This is a genomic window from Pedobacter sp. MR22-3 (assembly GCF_026240075.1).
Lineage (GTDB): Bacteria > Bacteroidota > Bacteroidia > Sphingobacteriales > Sphingobacteriaceae > Pedobacter.
Genome location: NZ_JAPIVF010000006.1, coordinates 523,821 through 540,559, shown reverse-complemented (window position 1 = coordinate 540,559; position 16,739 = coordinate 523,821). Strand labels below are relative to the sequence as shown.

15 protein-coding genes are annotated in these 16,739 nt (G+C 40.6%); 7 read left to right on the top strand and 8 right to left on the bottom strand.

Going from position 1 to position 16,739, the window contains the following annotated elements:
- Positions 1–4: 4 nt before the first annotated feature.
- From OQ267_RS17570 to OQ267_RS17535, 8 genes are all read right to left on the bottom strand, one after another.
- Positions 5–880, bottom strand: coding sequence for a helix-turn-helix domain-containing protein (locus OQ267_RS17570; RefSeq protein ID WP_265837214.1), 876 nt, complete (start codon positions 878–880; stop codon positions 5–7).
- 258 nt (positions 881–1,138) lie between these two features.
- Positions 1,139–1,561 (bottom strand): DoxX family protein, encoded by a 423-nt coding sequence (locus OQ267_RS17565; protein ID WP_265837213.1) that lies wholly within the window; start codon positions 1,559–1,561, stop codon positions 1,139–1,141.
- 37 nt (positions 1,562–1,598) lie between these two features.
- Positions 1,599–2,345, bottom strand: a complete 747-nt coding sequence (locus tag OQ267_RS17560; RefSeq protein WP_265837212.1) for a LytR/AlgR family response regulator transcription factor — start codon at positions 2,343–2,345, stop codon at positions 1,599–1,601.
- Positions 2,346–2,356: 11 nt separating this feature from the next.
- Positions 2,357–3,427, bottom strand: a complete 1,071-nt coding sequence (locus OQ267_RS17555; RefSeq protein WP_265837210.1) for a sensor histidine kinase — start codon at positions 3,425–3,427, stop codon at positions 2,357–2,359.
- A 41-nt stretch (positions 3,428–3,468) separates the two neighbouring features.
- Positions 3,469–4,872: an efflux transporter outer membrane subunit gene (locus tag OQ267_RS17550; protein ID WP_265837209.1), complete on the bottom strand. Its 1,404-nt coding sequence runs from the start codon at positions 4,870–4,872 to the stop codon at positions 3,469–3,471.
- Between the two features lie 10 nt (positions 4,873–4,882).
- The gene (locus tag OQ267_RS17545) at positions 4,883–8,050 is read right to left on the bottom strand and encodes an efflux RND transporter permease subunit (RefSeq protein ID WP_265837207.1); all 3,168 of its coding nucleotides are present in this window, start codon (positions 8,048–8,050) and stop codon (positions 4,883–4,885) included.
- A 21-nt stretch (positions 8,051–8,071) separates the two neighbouring features.
- The gene (locus OQ267_RS17540) at positions 8,072–9,193 is read right to left on the bottom strand and encodes an efflux RND transporter periplasmic adaptor subunit (protein ID WP_265837205.1); all 1,122 of its coding nucleotides are present in this window, start codon (positions 9,191–9,193) and stop codon (positions 8,072–8,074) included.
- Between the two features lie 457 nt (positions 9,194–9,650).
- Entirely contained in the window at positions 9,651–11,036 is a 1,386-nt protein-coding gene (locus OQ267_RS17535) for a DUF6055 domain-containing protein (protein WP_265837204.1), read from the bottom strand.
- Positions 11,037–11,504: 468 nt separating this feature from the next.
- Between OQ267_RS17535 and OQ267_RS17530 the strand changes: the two genes are divergently transcribed.
- From OQ267_RS17530 to OQ267_RS17500, 7 genes are all read left to right on the top strand, one after another.
- On the top strand, positions 11,505–11,723 hold the full coding sequence (locus OQ267_RS17530) for a hypothetical protein (RefSeq protein ID WP_265837203.1): 219 nt from the start codon (positions 11,505–11,507) through the stop codon (positions 11,721–11,723).
- Complete coding sequence (locus OQ267_RS17525) at positions 11,669–11,851, top strand: rhodanese-like domain-containing protein (RefSeq protein ID WP_265837280.1); 183 nt, start codon at positions 11,669–11,671, stop codon at positions 11,849–11,851. The genes OQ267_RS17530 and OQ267_RS17525 overlap by 55 nt, the downstream gene beginning before the upstream one ends.
- A gap of 89 nt (positions 11,852–11,940) precedes the next feature.
- Positions 11,941–12,501, top strand: coding sequence for a YeeE/YedE family protein (locus OQ267_RS17520; RefSeq protein ID WP_265837202.1), 561 nt, complete (start codon positions 11,941–11,943; stop codon positions 12,499–12,501).
- Between the two features lie 10 nt (positions 12,502–12,511).
- Entirely contained in the window at positions 12,512–12,925 is a 414-nt protein-coding gene (locus OQ267_RS17515) for a DUF6691 family protein (protein ID WP_265817786.1), read from the top strand.
- 96 nt (positions 12,926–13,021) lie between these two features.
- The gene (locus OQ267_RS17510) at positions 13,022–14,104 is read left to right on the top strand and encodes a c-type cytochrome (RefSeq protein ID WP_265837200.1); all 1,083 of its coding nucleotides are present in this window, start codon (positions 13,022–13,024) and stop codon (positions 14,102–14,104) included.
- Entirely contained in the window at positions 14,101–14,556 is a 456-nt protein-coding gene (locus OQ267_RS17505) for a DsrE family protein (RefSeq protein WP_265837198.1), read from the top strand. The genes OQ267_RS17510 and OQ267_RS17505 overlap by 4 nt, the downstream gene beginning before the upstream one ends.
- A 396-nt stretch (positions 14,557–14,952) precedes the next feature.
- Positions 14,953–16,656: a hypothetical protein gene (locus OQ267_RS17500; protein WP_265837197.1), complete on the top strand. Its 1,704-nt coding sequence runs from the start codon at positions 14,953–14,955 to the stop codon at positions 16,654–16,656.
- Positions 16,657–16,739 lie beyond the last annotated feature (83 nt).

Genomic DNA, 16,739 nt, shown 5'->3' with positions numbered 1-16,739 from the left:
CCAATCAGATAACAGAACTACCCTTTTGATAAGCATTTCTGAATGCTTTCGGGGAGATCCCGGTTTGCGACTTGAAGAAACGTGTTAAATGATTGGCCTGTGAGAATTGCAACTGATACGAAATTTCATTGATATTCAGCTGCGTATAAGATAAAAGCGACTTAATTTCAAACAGGATAAATTCATTGACCATTTCAGAAACGGTAAACCCGAACTGCCTTTTGATGCATTTATTGAGTGTTACCCTGCTAGTGCCTAACTGCTGTGCATAATAATCGATATTTCTGGTTTTACATACGTCATTTTGTAAAACCTCCTTAAACCTGAATGCCAGGCTATTATTTTCTGTTTCTGAAGACAACAGATAATGCTGTGCATAGGCGCGATTGAGTTTAATTAACACCAGGTATAACAACGCCCTGATCATATGTTCGCTATCTGACTTAAATGTTTTGATCTCCATGAGCAGCTCCTGAATAATATTCGCCAGCTGTGAAAAGAAGCCGTCATTAACCTTCAGGTAGAGTGGTTTTGTTTTGTTATAGAAAAACTGCAGCCTGAAAGCAAATAATTTATCCGAGAAGAAATCAGACAAAAAGCTATCCTGAAAAAACAGGAAATAACAATCCACCTTAGTTTTGTCTAAAAACCACCTTCTTTTTTGAAATGGAGAGATAAAAACAATGGTATGATCAGTAATTTCAATGCGCTGCTGATCAAGTGCTAAATAGCCGTTCCCTTTAACAAAAAATATGATTTCATAAAAATCAGCATCATGAAGCTTACTTTCGAAAAAATAATTCGGAATATCTTTATAAGCACCGATATCAATCAGGAGCTCAACATCATACTTATTTTTCAGAAATTTAAAGGTCTTCATTGTTAATGTATTTCATACACTATTTAAATGCAGAGATAAGCCATCGGTGCATTTGACCTCTCCCTTTGCCAGCAAACCACCCACAGCCATCCAATAGAGCTGATAAAAATAGTCATTTGAAATATTTTATCCGAGCTTACTTTAACGTGCACAAACCCTCTCCTAATTCTTTATGGCATTGCCGATATTTATTTATAAATCGTTTAAGAATAACTTAGGCTATATACTTGCACAAGGTTTTGCACTTTATACAATTTACTATTTAGTCCATTCATTTCCGGCTTTATACAAAACGTACTTCCCTCCCCCTGTAAAAAATATAGCAATGCCTGCAAACATATAGATTAGTGCAAGTTCTCCATCTAGTCCGCCGTTTTCATTAATTGTAAATGCTGACATCCCGTGGGCCAGGTATATTGCAAATAACATTACAATAGCAATCATCAGCCCGGAAAGGCGTGAAAAGATACCCAAAATCAACATCAGCGGTGCCAGTACTTCACCCACTGGAACACCAACCCAAACAAAAGCCGGCAAGCCCTTTTCGATAAGGCTCTGTTTGATAAAATCAAATCCATGGAACAGTTTGGCTATGCCGTGAAAGATCATTAAGCCACCAGTAGCGATACGCAATAACAGGATGCCAAGATCTGGATTTAATGTACTTGAAATTTTATTCATCTTATTTGTTTTTCAGTCTTTTTATAATGGGTCGATTTTATTGATTTAACCACTCTTTAAATTTCGTTGCTTTTTCTTTGCTTACCAACACTTCTTTTTCAGGATGCGCTTTAAGCACAACCTTCAGCTTGCCATTAAAACTGTTCAGAATACGCTCGATGCTATTGATAGAAATGATAAACTGACGGTTAGCCCTAAAGAAATCATCCGGGTTCAATTCGTCTTCCAGATCGTCTAAAGAATATGATAACATCTCTTCCTGCCCAGATTTTAACATCAGCCGTGTAGATTTATATTCGAAATACACAAACGCGATATCATCTGCACTTATGGTTTTGAAACCATCGAAAGCTGGCAATAGAAAACGCTTGCGGTATATTTTTGCTTTACTGTTGATCAGGTTCAGCAACTTTTCCATATCAGGCTGTGAAGCGGCAGGATTAGTTTTTTTTAAAGCTATGGCGAGCTCCTCTTTTTGGATGGGTTTGAGCAAATAATCCAGACTATTCACTTTAAAAGCCCTTATTGCATATTCATCATAAGCTGTGGTGAATATCACAGAAAAGCTAACGGTAGTTTGCTGAAAAATATCAAAGCTCAAGCCGTCAGACAGGCGAATATCCATCAGTGCAACATCTGGTTTGGCATTGTTTTTTATCCACTGCACTGTTTCCTCAACCGAGCTTACCGTACCAACAATATGATAGGCATCCGATATTTCTGCAACCAACTGTTGCAGGCGTATGGCATTGTGTTTTTCATCTTCTACAATCAGAATGTTCATTTATTAAAATATTAGTTCAATAAAGGCAAGCCCACTTCAAAACTGTTGCTGGTTTCTTTAATTACAGGAATTTTATCAGATAAAATTTCATAACGGTTGATGATATTGTTCAGCCCAAATCCGGTTGTTGGTAAAGGGTTTGCTATTCGTTGTAAATTATTTCTCACCCATAAAAAATCAGTTTCCTTGTCAATATTAATACACATGAGTAGCGGCATCGCCCCTGTTGCCCTATTGTGTTTAATGGCATTTTCAACTAACAGCTGCAAGCTTATAGGTGGGATATACCTGTTTATAAATTCGTTAGGAATATCCATTTCAATCTTAACATTCTCACCATGGCGGATGTGAATGAGGTAACTATACGATTTCACAAAATTGATTTCCTCCTGTAGGGTAACCAAATTCTTTTTTAGGTTGATCATCATATATCGGTTCACCTGCGAAAGATTATCCAAAAAAAGACTGGCAAGTTCTTGGTCTTCATTAATCAGGGCAGATAGCGTGCTGAAATTATTGAACATAAAATGCGGATCCAGTTGCAGTTTGAGGGATTGCAATTCAGATTGCATGGCCACTTCTTTAAGTTCCAGGGTTTTTATTTTCAGTGCTGCGGTTTCCGACATCGATTTTTTCCAATATTCGAGTAAAGCATATCCGGTGTGAAAAGTGCTTACAAAAATAGAAACAATCACACCAACCAGAAAAAACTGCCAGATACTGATGGCTTGCTCAGTATTTTCAGGCTCATCATATTCTGCCTGGTAATACAGATGTTGCAGGTAGAGCATAAGCGTGACCACAAAGATAACCAAAACCAATTGTACCAGCACACGTTGCATTGGTGCATTGTTCCATGGCAATTTTTTATCCAAAAATTTGGCAATAAACACACTGGTTTCTATAATTGCCCAAGACTGTAAGAAAACAAAAACTACTTCTTCCAGTATTTCATATACACTCATCTGCCGATACGTCTTCATAAAATCGACAAATGGATTTATTAAATAGGAAAATAAATAAACCAATACGAATACTACCAATATGGAAATGAGCTTAACGGGCCACTTTATGGGTTTCATATTTTTTGGTGTGAAATATTAAGATGGTAAAGATACATACATCAATTCCAACCGCCACCTACGGCACGGTAAAGTTCTATTTTATTGGCAATTTGGTCCCGTTGCAGTTGTGCGCTTGCCAGGCTTGCCTGCAGGTAGTTATTTTCTGCAATGATCACTTCCAGATAATTAACCATTCCATTTTTAAATAACTTTTTAGCAGTTACCATTCCTTTTTCCAATTCCTGCGCCCGCAACCTGGTATGTATGGCTTGTTCTTTTAATTTTTCTTCTTTAATCAGTGCAATAGAAACTTCGCCATAAGCCGTCAGAACCGATTGACGGAAATTAATAACGGCTTTTTCATAATCTATTTTTGCATGTTTTTGTTGTAATTTTAAAGCACCCCGATTGAAAACAGGCTGGGTAATCCCACCGGCAAAAGTACTGAATAATGATGCAGGAACAGTGAACCAGTTGCTTACTTTTAGTGAATTAAGTCCGGACTGTGCGGATAAACTGATGGTTGGGTATAACGAAGCCTGTGCCACACCCACTTTTGCATTTGCTGAGCGCAAGCTGAGTGCTGAAGCAGAAACATCCGGACGATTTGCCAGCACCGAAACCCCATAATCCATATGAGTGGTATTGAGTTCATCATTTATGTTTTCTTGTCGGTCTATTGACGATGGATAGTTTCCACACAAAATACTCAGCGCAATTTCTTGCTGTGCAATATCCTGTCCTATCTGTGATAGTAACACCTTTACTTGTGCTAATTGTGCCGTTGCCTGTTGGATGCCCAAAGCATTGGCATCGCCATATTTGAACTGAATGCGTAATATTTGCAAGGTATTTTCACCCAATTCTATATTCCTTTTGGCTACAAAAAGCTGGTTATCCAACATCAGTAAATTATAATAGCCATTGGCCACATCGGCAACCAGCTTGGTTTGTACGGCTTTTTTTACCGCCTGGCTTTGTAAATAATCAGCCAGTGCCGCTTCTTTTTGCCTTTTGATTTTTCCCCAGATATCAATTTCCCAGGTAAGGCCTAGAGAGGTGGTAAAATCTTGTGTAGTGGTACTGGAAGTAAATTGTTGTGCCGATATCCCGGCCAAGCTGTTTTTTGATGCAGTACTTCTGTTCGCATTCATTTGTGCGTTCAATTCAGGTAAATAATTAAGTTTTACTTTCTTAAAAATAGCTCCTGCACTTTCTATATTTTGTATTGCCAATTGTATTTCGCTGTTTTTTTCAATGGCCTGATCAATTAGCTTAACTAATTTTTCGTTTTTGAAAAAGTCTTTTCTATCGAGCACAGTCGTGTCGTTCCTGCCATTTTCGGTTGTACCAAATTGAGCCGGCATTGCTAAAGCTGGTTTCGTATAATCTTTGGTTACACTGCAAGCGCCCAGCATCAGCATCATGAATAAAACAGGAAGGCTGCTTTTGTATCGGTTCATTACCGGGAGTTTATTCGTTTTCATCATTAAAATGTATTTTCATATCTTGCTTTTTGCCCGGACTAAAATATTCCTGCATACTTTGGAACAGCACAAACAAAACCGGAATAATAAATAATCCAAGCAAAACGCCGGAAATCATTCCGCCAGCGGTACTGATACTGATTGATTTATTGCCAATGGCTGAAGAACCTCTTGCAAACATCAATGGTGTAATTCCAGCCACAAAGGCAATAGAAGTCATCAGGATTGGACGCAACCGGTGCCTTGAACCGGATAAAGCAGAACGAACTAACCCCATTCCGTTCTTACGCGCCTGCAAGGCAAATTCCACAATCAGAATGGCATTTTTGGCAAGCAGGCCAATGAGCATAATTAAACCTACCTGTACATAAATGCTGTTGGTTAGACCCACCATTCCTATAGCCAAATACACACCCAGCAAACCAGTAGGAATAGAAAAAATAACTGCCAAAGGAAGCAGGTAACTTTCATATTGTGCAGCCAAAAGAAAATAGGTAAAAAGTACACACAGTGAAAAAACAAAAATCATCTGGTTGCCTGATTCTTTTTCTTCCTTGCTTAAGCCTGTCCACTCGTAAACGTAAGATTCAGGCAGCTTCTTTTTCATCATTTTTTCTGCCGCCGCCATCGCCTGGCTGTTGCTAAAGCCATCGGCAGGAATAATATTTACGGAAATATTGTTGTACAAATTGTACCTGTTAATGAGTTCAGGGCCATATACTTTTTTCAGCGTGACCAAGGTACTGATGGGGATCATTTTGCCGTTATTGCTTTTCACAAAAACCTGGCTGAGTGAGTTTTCATCAGCCCGGTATTTTCCTTCAGCTTTAATATTTACCCGGTAAAACCTTCCGAAGCGGATAAAATCACTTGCCTGGCTACCTCCGTAAAAAAGACCAAGCGTATTCATAACATCTTTTGGCGTGGTACCAAGCTGATAGGTTTTATCTTCATCCAGTTCCATTTCCAACTGTGGAAAATCACTTCTGAACATCGTAAATGCCGAACCAATTTCAGGCGATTGATTCAGTTCGGCAACCAGCTTTTGCGCCACTTTTGAAAAGTCATCAATGTTGCCGCCCATCTTATCCTGAAGCACCAGTTCTGCACCGCTTATACTACCAAAACCCTCCACAGGGGGCGAACGAAAAATACTCAATTCACCTTCTTTTATGTTGCTAAGCCTTTCGTTCATGGCCATCACCACCTGGTTCATATCTTTAATCTCGCCCCGGTTTTTACTTTCTTTTAAACGGATAAAACCAATGCCATACGATGGGCCTGAACTACCACTAATCATATCAAATCCCGATACGCTCGTCACCAGTTCTACCTCGGGCATTTTTTCAAAAGCACTGTCAATCCGGTCAATCACTCTAGTTGTGTAATCGATATTCGTACCCGACTTTAATGTTAAAGCGTACATCACAAATCGGTCATCTTCTTCAGGAATAAATGATTTCGGACTGCTATTCATCATCCAGACAGAAAGAACAGTCATCAGGCTCAATCCTGCCAAAGCCAGCCATTTCTTTTTAATCAGCCATTTAACTGATTGGATATAACGCCCGGTCATTGTATCAAAACCAGCATTAAAGGCCGTAAAAAAGCGTTGCTTAAAATTCTGGTTTACCTCTTTTTCAGTGTTATGGTGCGTCGTATTTTTGAGCAAAAGCGCACAAAGTGCAGGGCTTAAGGTTAAGGCATTCAATGCCGAAATAAGGATGGCAATTGCTAAGGTAAAGGCAAATTGTTTATAAAAAATCCCGGCCGGGCCATCCATAAAACCAATGGGTAAAAATACTGCCGACATCACTAAGGTAATGGAAACAATGGCGCTGGTAATTTCTCCCATGGTGGCAATAGTTGCTTCCTTTGCAGGCAAACCTGTTTTTTGCATCTTGGCGTGAACCGCTTCAACCACCACAATGGCATCATCTACCACAATGCCAATCGCCAGTACCAGCGCAAAAAGCGTAAGCACATTCATTGTGAAACCCAGCAATTGCAGGAAAAAGAAAGTACCAATAATGGCTACAGGCACAGCAATGGCCGGAATAAGGGTAGATCGAAAATCCTGCAAAAACAAGAAAACCACTATAAACACCAGCATAAAAGCTTCGATAAAAGTGTTGCGAACCTGTTTAATAGATTGATCTAACCGTTCCTTCACACTTTGGATTATATGGTATTCAACGCCTTTGGGAAAACGCTTGCTAAAGGTTTCCAGCTGTGCCCTCACGGCAGTTTCTATTTCGTTGGCGTTAGATCCGCTTGCCTGTTGAATCCCAATGGTTACTGCCGGGAAGCCATTCTCCTTGTTATCACTACCATAAAATGAGGCTCCAAATTCAATTCTTGCCACATCTTTCAGGCGAAGCATCGCACCATTAGGATTGGCTTTAACGACAATCTTTTCAAAAGCCTGGGCAGTGTTCAGTTTCCCTTTATACTTGATGGTATATTGCATTGGTGCATCCGACTCTTCACCCAATTTTCCGGGTGAGGCTTCCAGGCTGCTATTGGCAATAGCATTGTCTATATCTTGCGGTACAAGGTTGTTGACCGTCATTTTTTGCGGGTCGAGCCAAATGCGCATCGCATAATCCTTCGAGCCAAATAGCTGTACGTTACCAATTCCCGGAATGCGTTTCAGGCTGGTAATGAGGTTAATTTTAGCATAGTTCTGTAAAAAAAGCTCATCATATTTAGCCTTGTATTTACTCGAAATATTGAAGAACATGATGTTGCTGTTCTGTTGCTTGGTAGTGGTAATCCCGGCCCGTATTACTTCAGCCGGAATAAGACTGTTTACCTGCGCTACACGATTTTGAACATTTACAGAAGCCTGGTCAGGATCAACCCCCTGCTTAAATACAATTCGCAAAGAAAAAGCACCATCACTACCTGCAGAAGAAGAGATATACTGCATATTTTCGACACCATTAATGGCTTCTTCCAGGGGCGTAATTACCGAACGGATTACACTTTCGCTGTTACCGCCCGGATAAGAACCTGATACCGTAACCGTTGGTGGTGCAATATCCGGGAACATGGTAACCGGAATGCGTTGCATACTCACCAAACCCAGTAAAACCAACATGATCGAGATTACGGTAGCCAAAACCGGCCTTGTAATTATTTTTTTCAGCATCTTGAATGAGATAAGGAATTGTTATTTTTCAGGCGTGATTTGTTCGCCTTCCTGAATGAGGGTTAAATCTTTGGTCACAATTCTATCGCCGGCATGTAGCCCGCCGGAAACCAGATAATTATCTCCACTTTTACCGTTTACAGTTACCGCTACACGCTCGGCTTTATTGTCTTGGCTTAAGCGGTAAACAAAAATTTTATTTTGTACATCCAGCGTTGCCAAAACCGGTACCAAAATCACATCCTTATAATTTTCGGGCAACACAACCCTTCCGGTATTGCCGGAGCGCAAAATATTTTCCTTGTTGCTGAAAATTGCCCTTACACTGATGGCACCAGTTGCCTTGTCAAACTGTCCGTCAATCATCTGTATTCTTCCCTGATTGGCAAATGCATTTCCATCAGCCAGCATGAGCTTCACTTTAGGCATAGCTGAAACTTTATCCTGAAAAGATTTTGCTTCACTCCGTGAAATGAAGCGCAAGTAATCTTTTTCGGTCATTGAGAAGTAGGCATATACCTCACTCACATCAGATAAAGTGGTGAGCGGAAGTGCATCTCCTTTTGATACTAAGTTCCCGATACGTTTGGGAATACTTCCGATATAGCCAGAAACAGGTGCTTTAATTATAGCAAAAGCCAGATTTACTTTTGCCACTTCAACTAAAGAAGCATTTTGAGCTACCTGCGCTTTTGCATGCTCAAAATTAGCCTGAGCAGCTTTAAGCTGATAATCAGAAACCACATTACTTGTGCTGAGCTCCTTATTTTTTTTGAGTTCTAAAGTTGCATTTTTGAGTGTAGCTTTAGCCGCATTGAAACTTGCTTTCGCCGTATTGAGCTGTTCTTTCAGCGCGTGGTCGTTAATTTTGAACAAGGGCTGTCCGGCTTTAACATAAGCACCTTCATCAACAAATATTTTTTCGATATAGCCATCGGCCTGCGAACGAATATCAACCATCACCTTACCTTCTATCCGCGCCGGATAATCGGTATCAATATTCGCGTCTGATCGTTGAAGAGTTAAAACAGGTAACTTTTTTATCGCCGCTTGCTTTTCGCTATCCTTCTTGCTCCCACAGCTTACCAGGAAAGAACAAACTGCTATTCCAATAAAAACAACATAATTTTTTAAACCAGCCATATGATTGCACTAAATAATGGTGCAAATGTGGCTATAAGTAAGGGCGGCTGATTTGATTATTTACCCGAAGCGGAAGAAATGGGGTTTGAAACTGATTTATGGGATAATGAGTTTTGGAAATCATATATTAAGCCAGCAGGTATGGAAATTCATCTTATTGTTCGTTGTTATCGTTAGGTCCAATTTATGGTGACCATACGCACAGGATAAGAAGAAAAATAAAAAACCCGATCTAATGCTTTCAAGAAAGGTTTTACCTTCAGCAGGAAATCGAACTAAAATCGGCGTTTCTGCTCAATTATGGTACATTAGGGCATTCTACTTTTAAGAAAACGCTTAACCAAATGGTTCCTTCAGCTTTCTTAAATAAGTTACCCACGTGATGAAAAAAAGCCGTCTCCACAAGCTGGAGACGGCCTCATCTTCATTTACATAAAATGGATGATTGAGCAGTGTCTTACAACACGGAGCTATTGGTGAATTTTACCTTGTAAGGCCATTGGTCATCATTGGCTTCATTTTCATCCCATGGATGTGGTGCATAGGTAGTCGGCGCTCCGGTTACAACATACCATAATTTTACTGTTCCAGCCGGCACAGTAAAGCTGCTGGTGGCATTGTTGGTCCACATGCCGCTATACCGGCGTTCTCCTGTATTTAAAATCGCAACATATCCATGGCGCCAACCGGCTCTTGCCGGATTTGCCACCTGGTTATACCCGGGCGCATTAACCATACCGGTAAACACGGTTGATACGACCGTACCTGCGGCCGGAACGGTTAAAGGAATAACATTGTAACCAGTAGTACCCGGGGCACGATTATAGGCTACCTGATAGCTTCCGTCCGTCAGCCTGGTATAATTCCATGTTTGGGCGCCATGGTAATTGGCACCATAAGACCGGAGTGAAGGAATATCCCAGGTCACAAATCTTACCGCCTGATCGTAAATTTCTCCATTAAAAGTAGCCACATCAATACCATTGAGCCGCATATATGCCTGGATAGGATCTTCCGGTTGGCGAGATTCGCGCCATAATCTTCCGACAAAATTGCGCCCTCTTTTAAATTCCCAATAGTAGAGGATAAAGTAACTGGCATAACGGTACCATTCATGGTGAACATGGCGGTGATAATTATCCTTGTAAACAGTGAAATCATATGCGGTAAAAACCGTTGAAGGATAGCTCTGGAACCCCTGGAAATTAGCCGTTTGTTCCCAGAAGCCGTTACCACCATTGCCACCAAACCCATAGCGAAACCCGCCAACACCCTGGTCAGCAAAAACCTGGTATTGGAAACTATGTCCAATTTCATGACCGATGACATGGCCAACCGGCTGCATGGTAGCTGGACTAACCCACAGGGCACCAATAACGTTATCATAGCCTGAACCAGTAGCCAGCCATTCTGTTTGATAATTGATAAAGATCATCATCTTATATTTATTCAGCTTGGATGTAGCTAAATTAGCAAATCCTAATTCAGTTACATTTAATTGAAAAAAACCTTCCGCTTTGCTCAGCAGGTCGGTAATGTTTACCCGGTATGCGGCTGGCACGGCCGTTGAATTCGGATCGTTACTGCCATAGCCTTTGGCCCAGAAAACAATAAAGTGATCGGAAGAACGGGATCTTGACCAACTCCATGTGCTAGCCGAATTATTAAAATCATTTGAGCGTAGTTCCATCGGAATATAGACATCCGGAGCTGCAGCTGCAAGTGCTGCTGTTGTGGCCTGCTTTTGCGGTTGAGTTAGCGGAGAGGGCTGAATGGATTTAAATTCATCCTTACAGCCTGATAATATCACAATGATCAGGAATAATAAAATTTGTTTTTTCATTTTGGTTTTTGTTTGATTAGGTTCATAGATTGATTAAATTTCATCACACAGCATGCTCATCTTTAGGTTATTGATTTCCTCAGAAGATAAACAGGCTTTTCGCGAAAAATATTTTTATGACGGGTTAATGCTTAAAATAACAGATTTTACCATACACGTCCATATGCAGAATAAAAGTGGTAAGGCGTGGGCCCACTTGATTCTATGGTTGATTACAGTGTTGTATAAAAAATATTTAATTTTTAAATATACACCACAAAAGGCGATTATGCTGATCGTATATTAACAACAAGTTATACATAATTGACCTATTTGTTAGTCAATGATCACAACTGTTTTACGGCAATTAGTAAAAATAAAGGTTCGGTGGAAGAGCACTGAGATCACAAAGAATAGTATTGGTGAAGATGAACAGAAATTTTGATGGGATACTTTAGTATACCTATCTTTAAAATCCAAAACACCAAAATGAAAGATACCACAGTAGCCGTATACATTAACCGTCTCTTCCCACAATTTGAACCTGCACTAAGGGATATCCTTATTGAAAATGCCTTGCTTAAAGATTTTCAGGGAGGAGATATGTTGATGCAGACCGGGCAGAACATGCGTTCAATGAAAACTTTGAGGATCTGGATAAGAACCAGACTTACTTTGTTCATTGTGCCGGCGGTTACCGATCTGTAATTTTCAACTCCATCATGAGGGCAAGAGGATACCATAACCTGATCGATGTGGCCGGTGGGTTTAAAGCCATTAAAGAAAATAGTCCTATCCCTACCACTGCATTTGTATGCCCAGGTACCCTGAAATAAATCAATGGTCTGCTCAGGTTTATACCAGTGCTGACCTTGTCCCTTTAATGGGCAAACTCGAAATACCCTTATAATATTTAATTTAAAATATGATGATTGATTTTATTAAACAACCCTGGCCCTGGTATTTTTCGGGTATAATGATCGTGTTGATCATGCTGATATTGCTTTTTTTTGGCAAGTCATTTGGCTTCTCTGCTAACCTACGCACCATTTGCAGTATGGCAGGAGCAGGAAAAAAAGTAAAGTTCTTCGATTTTAATTGGAAAGACCAGGTTTGGAACCTGATGTTCTTAGCCGGTTCTATTTTAGGCGGGTTTATCGCTACGCATTACCTGAGCAAACCAGCGCCAATCAAGCTCTCTGCAGCAACCATTGCCGATTTAAAACAATTGGGGGTAAAATTTGATGGTGGTCTGAATCCAGCTGATCTCTTCTCTCTCGAAGCCATGAAAGATTTAAAAACACTCGGCATCTTACTCATTGGAGGACTGCTTGTAGGCTTTGGCTCCCGCTATGCAGGCGGATGTACATCAGGCCACGCCATATCCGGGCTCTCCAACCTGCAGCTACCTTCACTTGTTGCGGTAATTGGTTTTTTTATAGGAGGCCTGATCATGACTTTCCTGATCATGCCATTCATCTTCTAAACCCACAACAATGAAATTTATCAAATATATTCTGGCCGGAACACTTTTCGGCATCATCATGACCAAATCTGAAGCTGTTTCCTGGTACAGAATACAGGAAATGTTTCGTTTCCAGTCCTTCCATATGTATGGAATTATCGGTACTGCAATCGTACTTGGTGTAATCGCTGTATTGCTCATTAAAAAATTCAAGATCAGGGATATCTCCGGAAATCCAATCCGCTTTCATGATAAAGATCAAGCATACCGCAAATACCTGATGGGAGGAACCATTTTTGGTTTAGGCTGGGCACTAACTGGCGCATGTCCGGGGCCAATGTTTGTTAACCTTGGTAGCGGATATGCCGGGATGGCAGTGGTTATCCTGGGTGCCCTCCTCGGAACATATTTATACGGTGTGATGAAAAACAAGTTGCCACATTAATGATTAAACATCACCCGATGACAAAGCTTACTATAATAATAGACCAGAACGAGCCAAGTCACGTTATATCAATTGGTGAGAAATAGGATTTACCAGATGAAACCTGAAATAAACGCTGAAGAAAAGCTTAAGGCCTTTTCAAGTCTTGGAAAATATCTGTCATGGATCGGATTGATATCCGTTGGCATGATGTGTTGCCTGGTTCTTTTGTTAACAGGCTTTCATTTTCCGAAAACGCTTTACACGAATACAAACAATCAATTATCTTCAAAAAACCAATTAAAGCCTGAAACTGGCCGAGTTGCAGGGCCTGGCTATTGGATGGCGCCTGACACCATTAAAATACAGGATAAACCCGGTGCAGACCTGATCAGATATGGGAGAAATTTAATGGTGAATACGGCATCTTATTTAGGGCCGCAAGGTACAGTAGGAAAACTCGCAAATGGTATGAATTGTCAAAATTGCCATTTGGATGCAGGAACCAAACCTTTCGCAAATAATTTTTCCGTTTTTTATGTAAACTATCCAAAATGGAGCGTAAGAAGCGGCAGAAAAGAAGAAGCTTTTGAACGAATTGATGAATGCTTTGAGAGAAGCATGAACGGGATGGCACCAAAAAGAAATTCAAAAGAAATGCAGGCCATGTTGGCCTATTTAAAATGGGTTGGAGAAAAAGTAAGTTCAGAAACGCCACTTGCTGATCATTCGGTAAAAAAAGTTCCCTATTTAGATATTCCTGCAGATCCGATCAAAGGAAAAATTGTTTATACTTCCAAATGCATGAGCTGCCATGGTAGCGAAGGTAAAGGAATGGCAGCTCCAGGCGGAAAAGGTTATATTTACCCACCCCTTTGGGGGCCTGACAGTTATAATGATGGTGCGGGGATGTTCAGGCTTGGAAATTTTGCTGGTTTTGTTAAAAACAATATGCCTTATGGTTCAACTTATCTAGATCCGAATTTAAGCGACGAAGAGGCCTGGAATGTGGCGGCATATGTAAATGCGCAGCCTAGGCCTCATCTTAACCCGAAAAATGATTATAAAGATATCTCAACAAAACCTATCGATTATCCTTTTGGGCCATACGCAGATGCTTTTAGTGAGAAACAACACAAATATGGACCTTTTAGTGAAATAGCAAAACAACACCCTTTTAAAAACAAAAAGATAACATGAAAAAATTATTAATCTTCATTTCCTTTATTTTAATTACAGCCATTTCTTCGGGCCTGTCTGCACAAGAAAAAGCCAGCAACTATGTGGGCGCCATCGCAAGAAAGAAAACGTATAGCGCCCTTTATGTACTCAATAGTGCCGATGAAAAACACATCTCTGCGACACTTAGGAATATGAATAATGCCCTGGAAGATCCAAGATTAAAGGGAAAATTAGCATTAGAATTGATTGCTTTTGGAGATGGCGTGGTGGTTTACCTCAAAGATGGAAAATTTCTTGATCAGCTTAATTTGCTCAGGAACAAAGGTGTGCGCTTAGCACAATGTGAGAATACCATTCGTGAGCGCAAAATTGATAAATCGGGTTTGTTTGATTTTATAAACTATGTACCCAGTGGTAATGGAGAAATAATCATCCTTTCGGCAGAAGGCTGGGCAATTGTTCATCCCTAAAATCGCCTGTTAAGCGTATACATAGATCAGCATAGTCATGATTTAACACCTCTTCATGGTTACCTTTTTTTCTGCGTCCTGTTGCTTCATGATACATATTGATTGTTCTTTTTCTTGTTTATTTAACGTAATTTTTATCCATTAAAATGCTAATTTTCTAGGTTTAAAGTCTTTAATGTGAAATTCAGGCTGAACTGAATCTTTCCAATTTCCTAATTCTTCTATGCATGGTTTGATTGATGTTGTCCTGATCTTAAAGGCCAGATCAAAATTGATAGCTGCAGCATGTCTAAAAAAATATCATTTTAATACACCTATTAAAATGCGCAATTTTCATGTTTTTTTTTCTGAAATTTTGTAACTTAAGATCATTATTAACCTCTTAAAAAACAAACAATGGGATTTTCATCTTCAAATCTTTCGGCTGCGGCATATGGCTACAGCTTTGTGGTAGCCACCACACAGGAAAGTATCAATGCATCGATGCAGCAATACCTGAGTGGTATTAAAGCCCCCGAAATCATGATGTGTTATATCATGGACCAGAACGGTAATCCGCAGTCCATTGATTATCAGACATTAATTACCCAGGCTAATGGAACAGATCCTTTTTCTGTGCCGGATGGAACACCTGTCACTGATCCGCGCATTCAAAACCTGTCAAAGGCCTACTTTATGTATGCTTTCAAAGCACAAATCGGATTACCGGCAGGTTATGCGCCGCTTACACCCGGAGGGCCTGCACTGCCCAACATTGTTGTGTTAGGCAGCAGCACGGCAACTGTTCAATTCAATCTGACATGCAGTGAATTTCAGGTAACCGAAGCCACATACGGGCCACGTGGCATTGCGAATTGGTTAAATCAATCGCAACCCGCCGGACAAGCATGGATATTTTCATCTTTAGTGGATATGCAGTTAACACCGAACAGTGATTACGCAAACCTGCCACCTGCCGTACAGGCACAAATAAAAAACCTGGGTGGCAATGCTTTCAGTGTACAGCAGTTGTTGTTTGATCTGGACAATGCAGCATTGCAGTCAACTCCGACTATTACAGGTGTGGTACCGGGCACTCCCTTATATAATGGATTGCAAAGTGCATTCCTGGGCCCTTACATGACACAATTGAAAACCAATGGCCAACCTGTGTTAGGTTATTCTATACAGCAATCCACCACGCCTCCGTCTTCCATTACCCTCACCGATCTGAATTTTGAAGTAAACCCATATATGGGTACCAACGGACAACCGGTATCTTCGCCGACAACAGATCAGCAAGGGCTGAGCTCCTTATGTTATCTCTGTGCAGCCAACGGCGTACAATTGCCGGTAGCGAACGAATTTTCATGGAACTGGATTGACCCTTCAGAAGAATCCAGTTATAATGGCGTAGTGGCTATTAACAGGAATACATTTGCAAATTTCTTCGAGACCCAGTTATATCCGATCGTATCAAAGTGTTGTTTTTCTCCATCAGTAAGAGTCTGGCTTTCAGGAACGTTCGATACCACCGTAAATTACCAGTGGGGCCTTTCAGGCAATCAGACACCTACGGTAAACATGCCATCCACCGGATCAACAGTTGCCACGTTTACCTATAGTGGAAATGCTTCTGATCAGGCCGGATTAAACGGAGATATGGGATCGATGACGCTTACCCCCTCTATGAATGCCACTGTGGTATTCACCGGAAAAACCATTGTGATTACACAACATCTGGTCATATACGTGGAAATTACCGGAACATTCGGTGTTACCCTGAGTGGCAATGTAGTGGATATTACCTATACAGACACCTATACTTTAGGTGTAGATGCCAGCGGATCACTTACGGCTACCTTAAATTCTGTAAAAACGGATAATTCGGTTGACCCAAGCACCAACGGATGGAGCAATTTCTGGGGCAGCGATGTGAATAGCCTCATGAATGATATCGCCACCTGGGTTCAAAATTTCGCAGCCACCAATTTCACGGATATTCCGCTGAATACAGTCCAGAGTTTTGTATTTCCGGGTGGCAATACATTCACATTTGATGATGTATCGTTCTCTGAAAACCAGGACCTGGTTTCGCACATCACTTATGTACAGGTGTAAACAACAACATATTCCTTCTATCTTAATCTGATTATCCGATACCTGAAACACCGGCCTTATTTTTTTACACCATTACTGAACTT

Coding starts and splice junctions, on each gene's coding strand:
- OQ267_RS17570 (WP_265837214.1), bottom strand. CDS start 880: ATGAAGACCTTTAAATTTCTGAAAAATAAGTATGATGTTGAGCTCCTG.
- OQ267_RS17565 (WP_265837213.1), bottom strand. CDS start 1,561: ATGAATAAAATTTCAAGTACATTAAATCCAGATCTTGGCATCCTGTTA.
- OQ267_RS17560 (WP_265837212.1), bottom strand. CDS start 2,345: ATGAACATTCTGATTGTAGAAGATGAAAAACACAATGCCATACGCCTG.
- OQ267_RS17555 (WP_265837210.1), bottom strand. CDS start 3,427: ATGAAACCCATAAAGTGGCCCGTTAAGCTCATTTCCATATTGGTAGTA.
- OQ267_RS17550 (WP_265837209.1), bottom strand. CDS start 4,872: ATGAACCGATACAAAAGCAGCCTTCCTGTTTTATTCATGATGCTGATG.
- OQ267_RS17545 (WP_265837207.1), bottom strand. CDS start 8,050: ATGCTGAAAAAAATAATTACAAGGCCGGTTTTGGCTACCGTAATCTCG.
- OQ267_RS17540 (WP_265837205.1), bottom strand. CDS start 9,193: ATGGCTGGTTTAAAAAATTATGTTGTTTTTATTGGAATAGCAGTTTGT.
- OQ267_RS17535 (WP_265837204.1), bottom strand. CDS start 11,036: ATGAAAAAACAAATTTTATTATTCCTGATCATTGTGATATTATCAGGC.
- OQ267_RS17530 (WP_265837203.1), top strand. CDS start 11,505: ATGAAAGATACCACAGTAGCCGTATACATTAACCGTCTCTTCCCACAA.
- OQ267_RS17520 (WP_265837202.1), top strand. CDS start 11,941: ATGATGATTGATTTTATTAAACAACCCTGGCCCTGGTATTTTTCGGGT.
- OQ267_RS17515 (WP_265817786.1), top strand. CDS start 12,512: ATGAAATTTATCAAATATATTCTGGCCGGAACACTTTTCGGCATCATC.
- OQ267_RS17510 (WP_265837200.1), top strand. CDS start 13,022: ATGAAACCTGAAATAAACGCTGAAGAAAAGCTTAAGGCCTTTTCAAGT.
- OQ267_RS17505 (WP_265837198.1), top strand. CDS start 14,101: ATGAAAAAATTATTAATCTTCATTTCCTTTATTTTAATTACAGCCATT.
- OQ267_RS17500 (WP_265837197.1), top strand. CDS start 14,953: ATGGGATTTTCATCTTCAAATCTTTCGGCTGCGGCATATGGCTACAGC.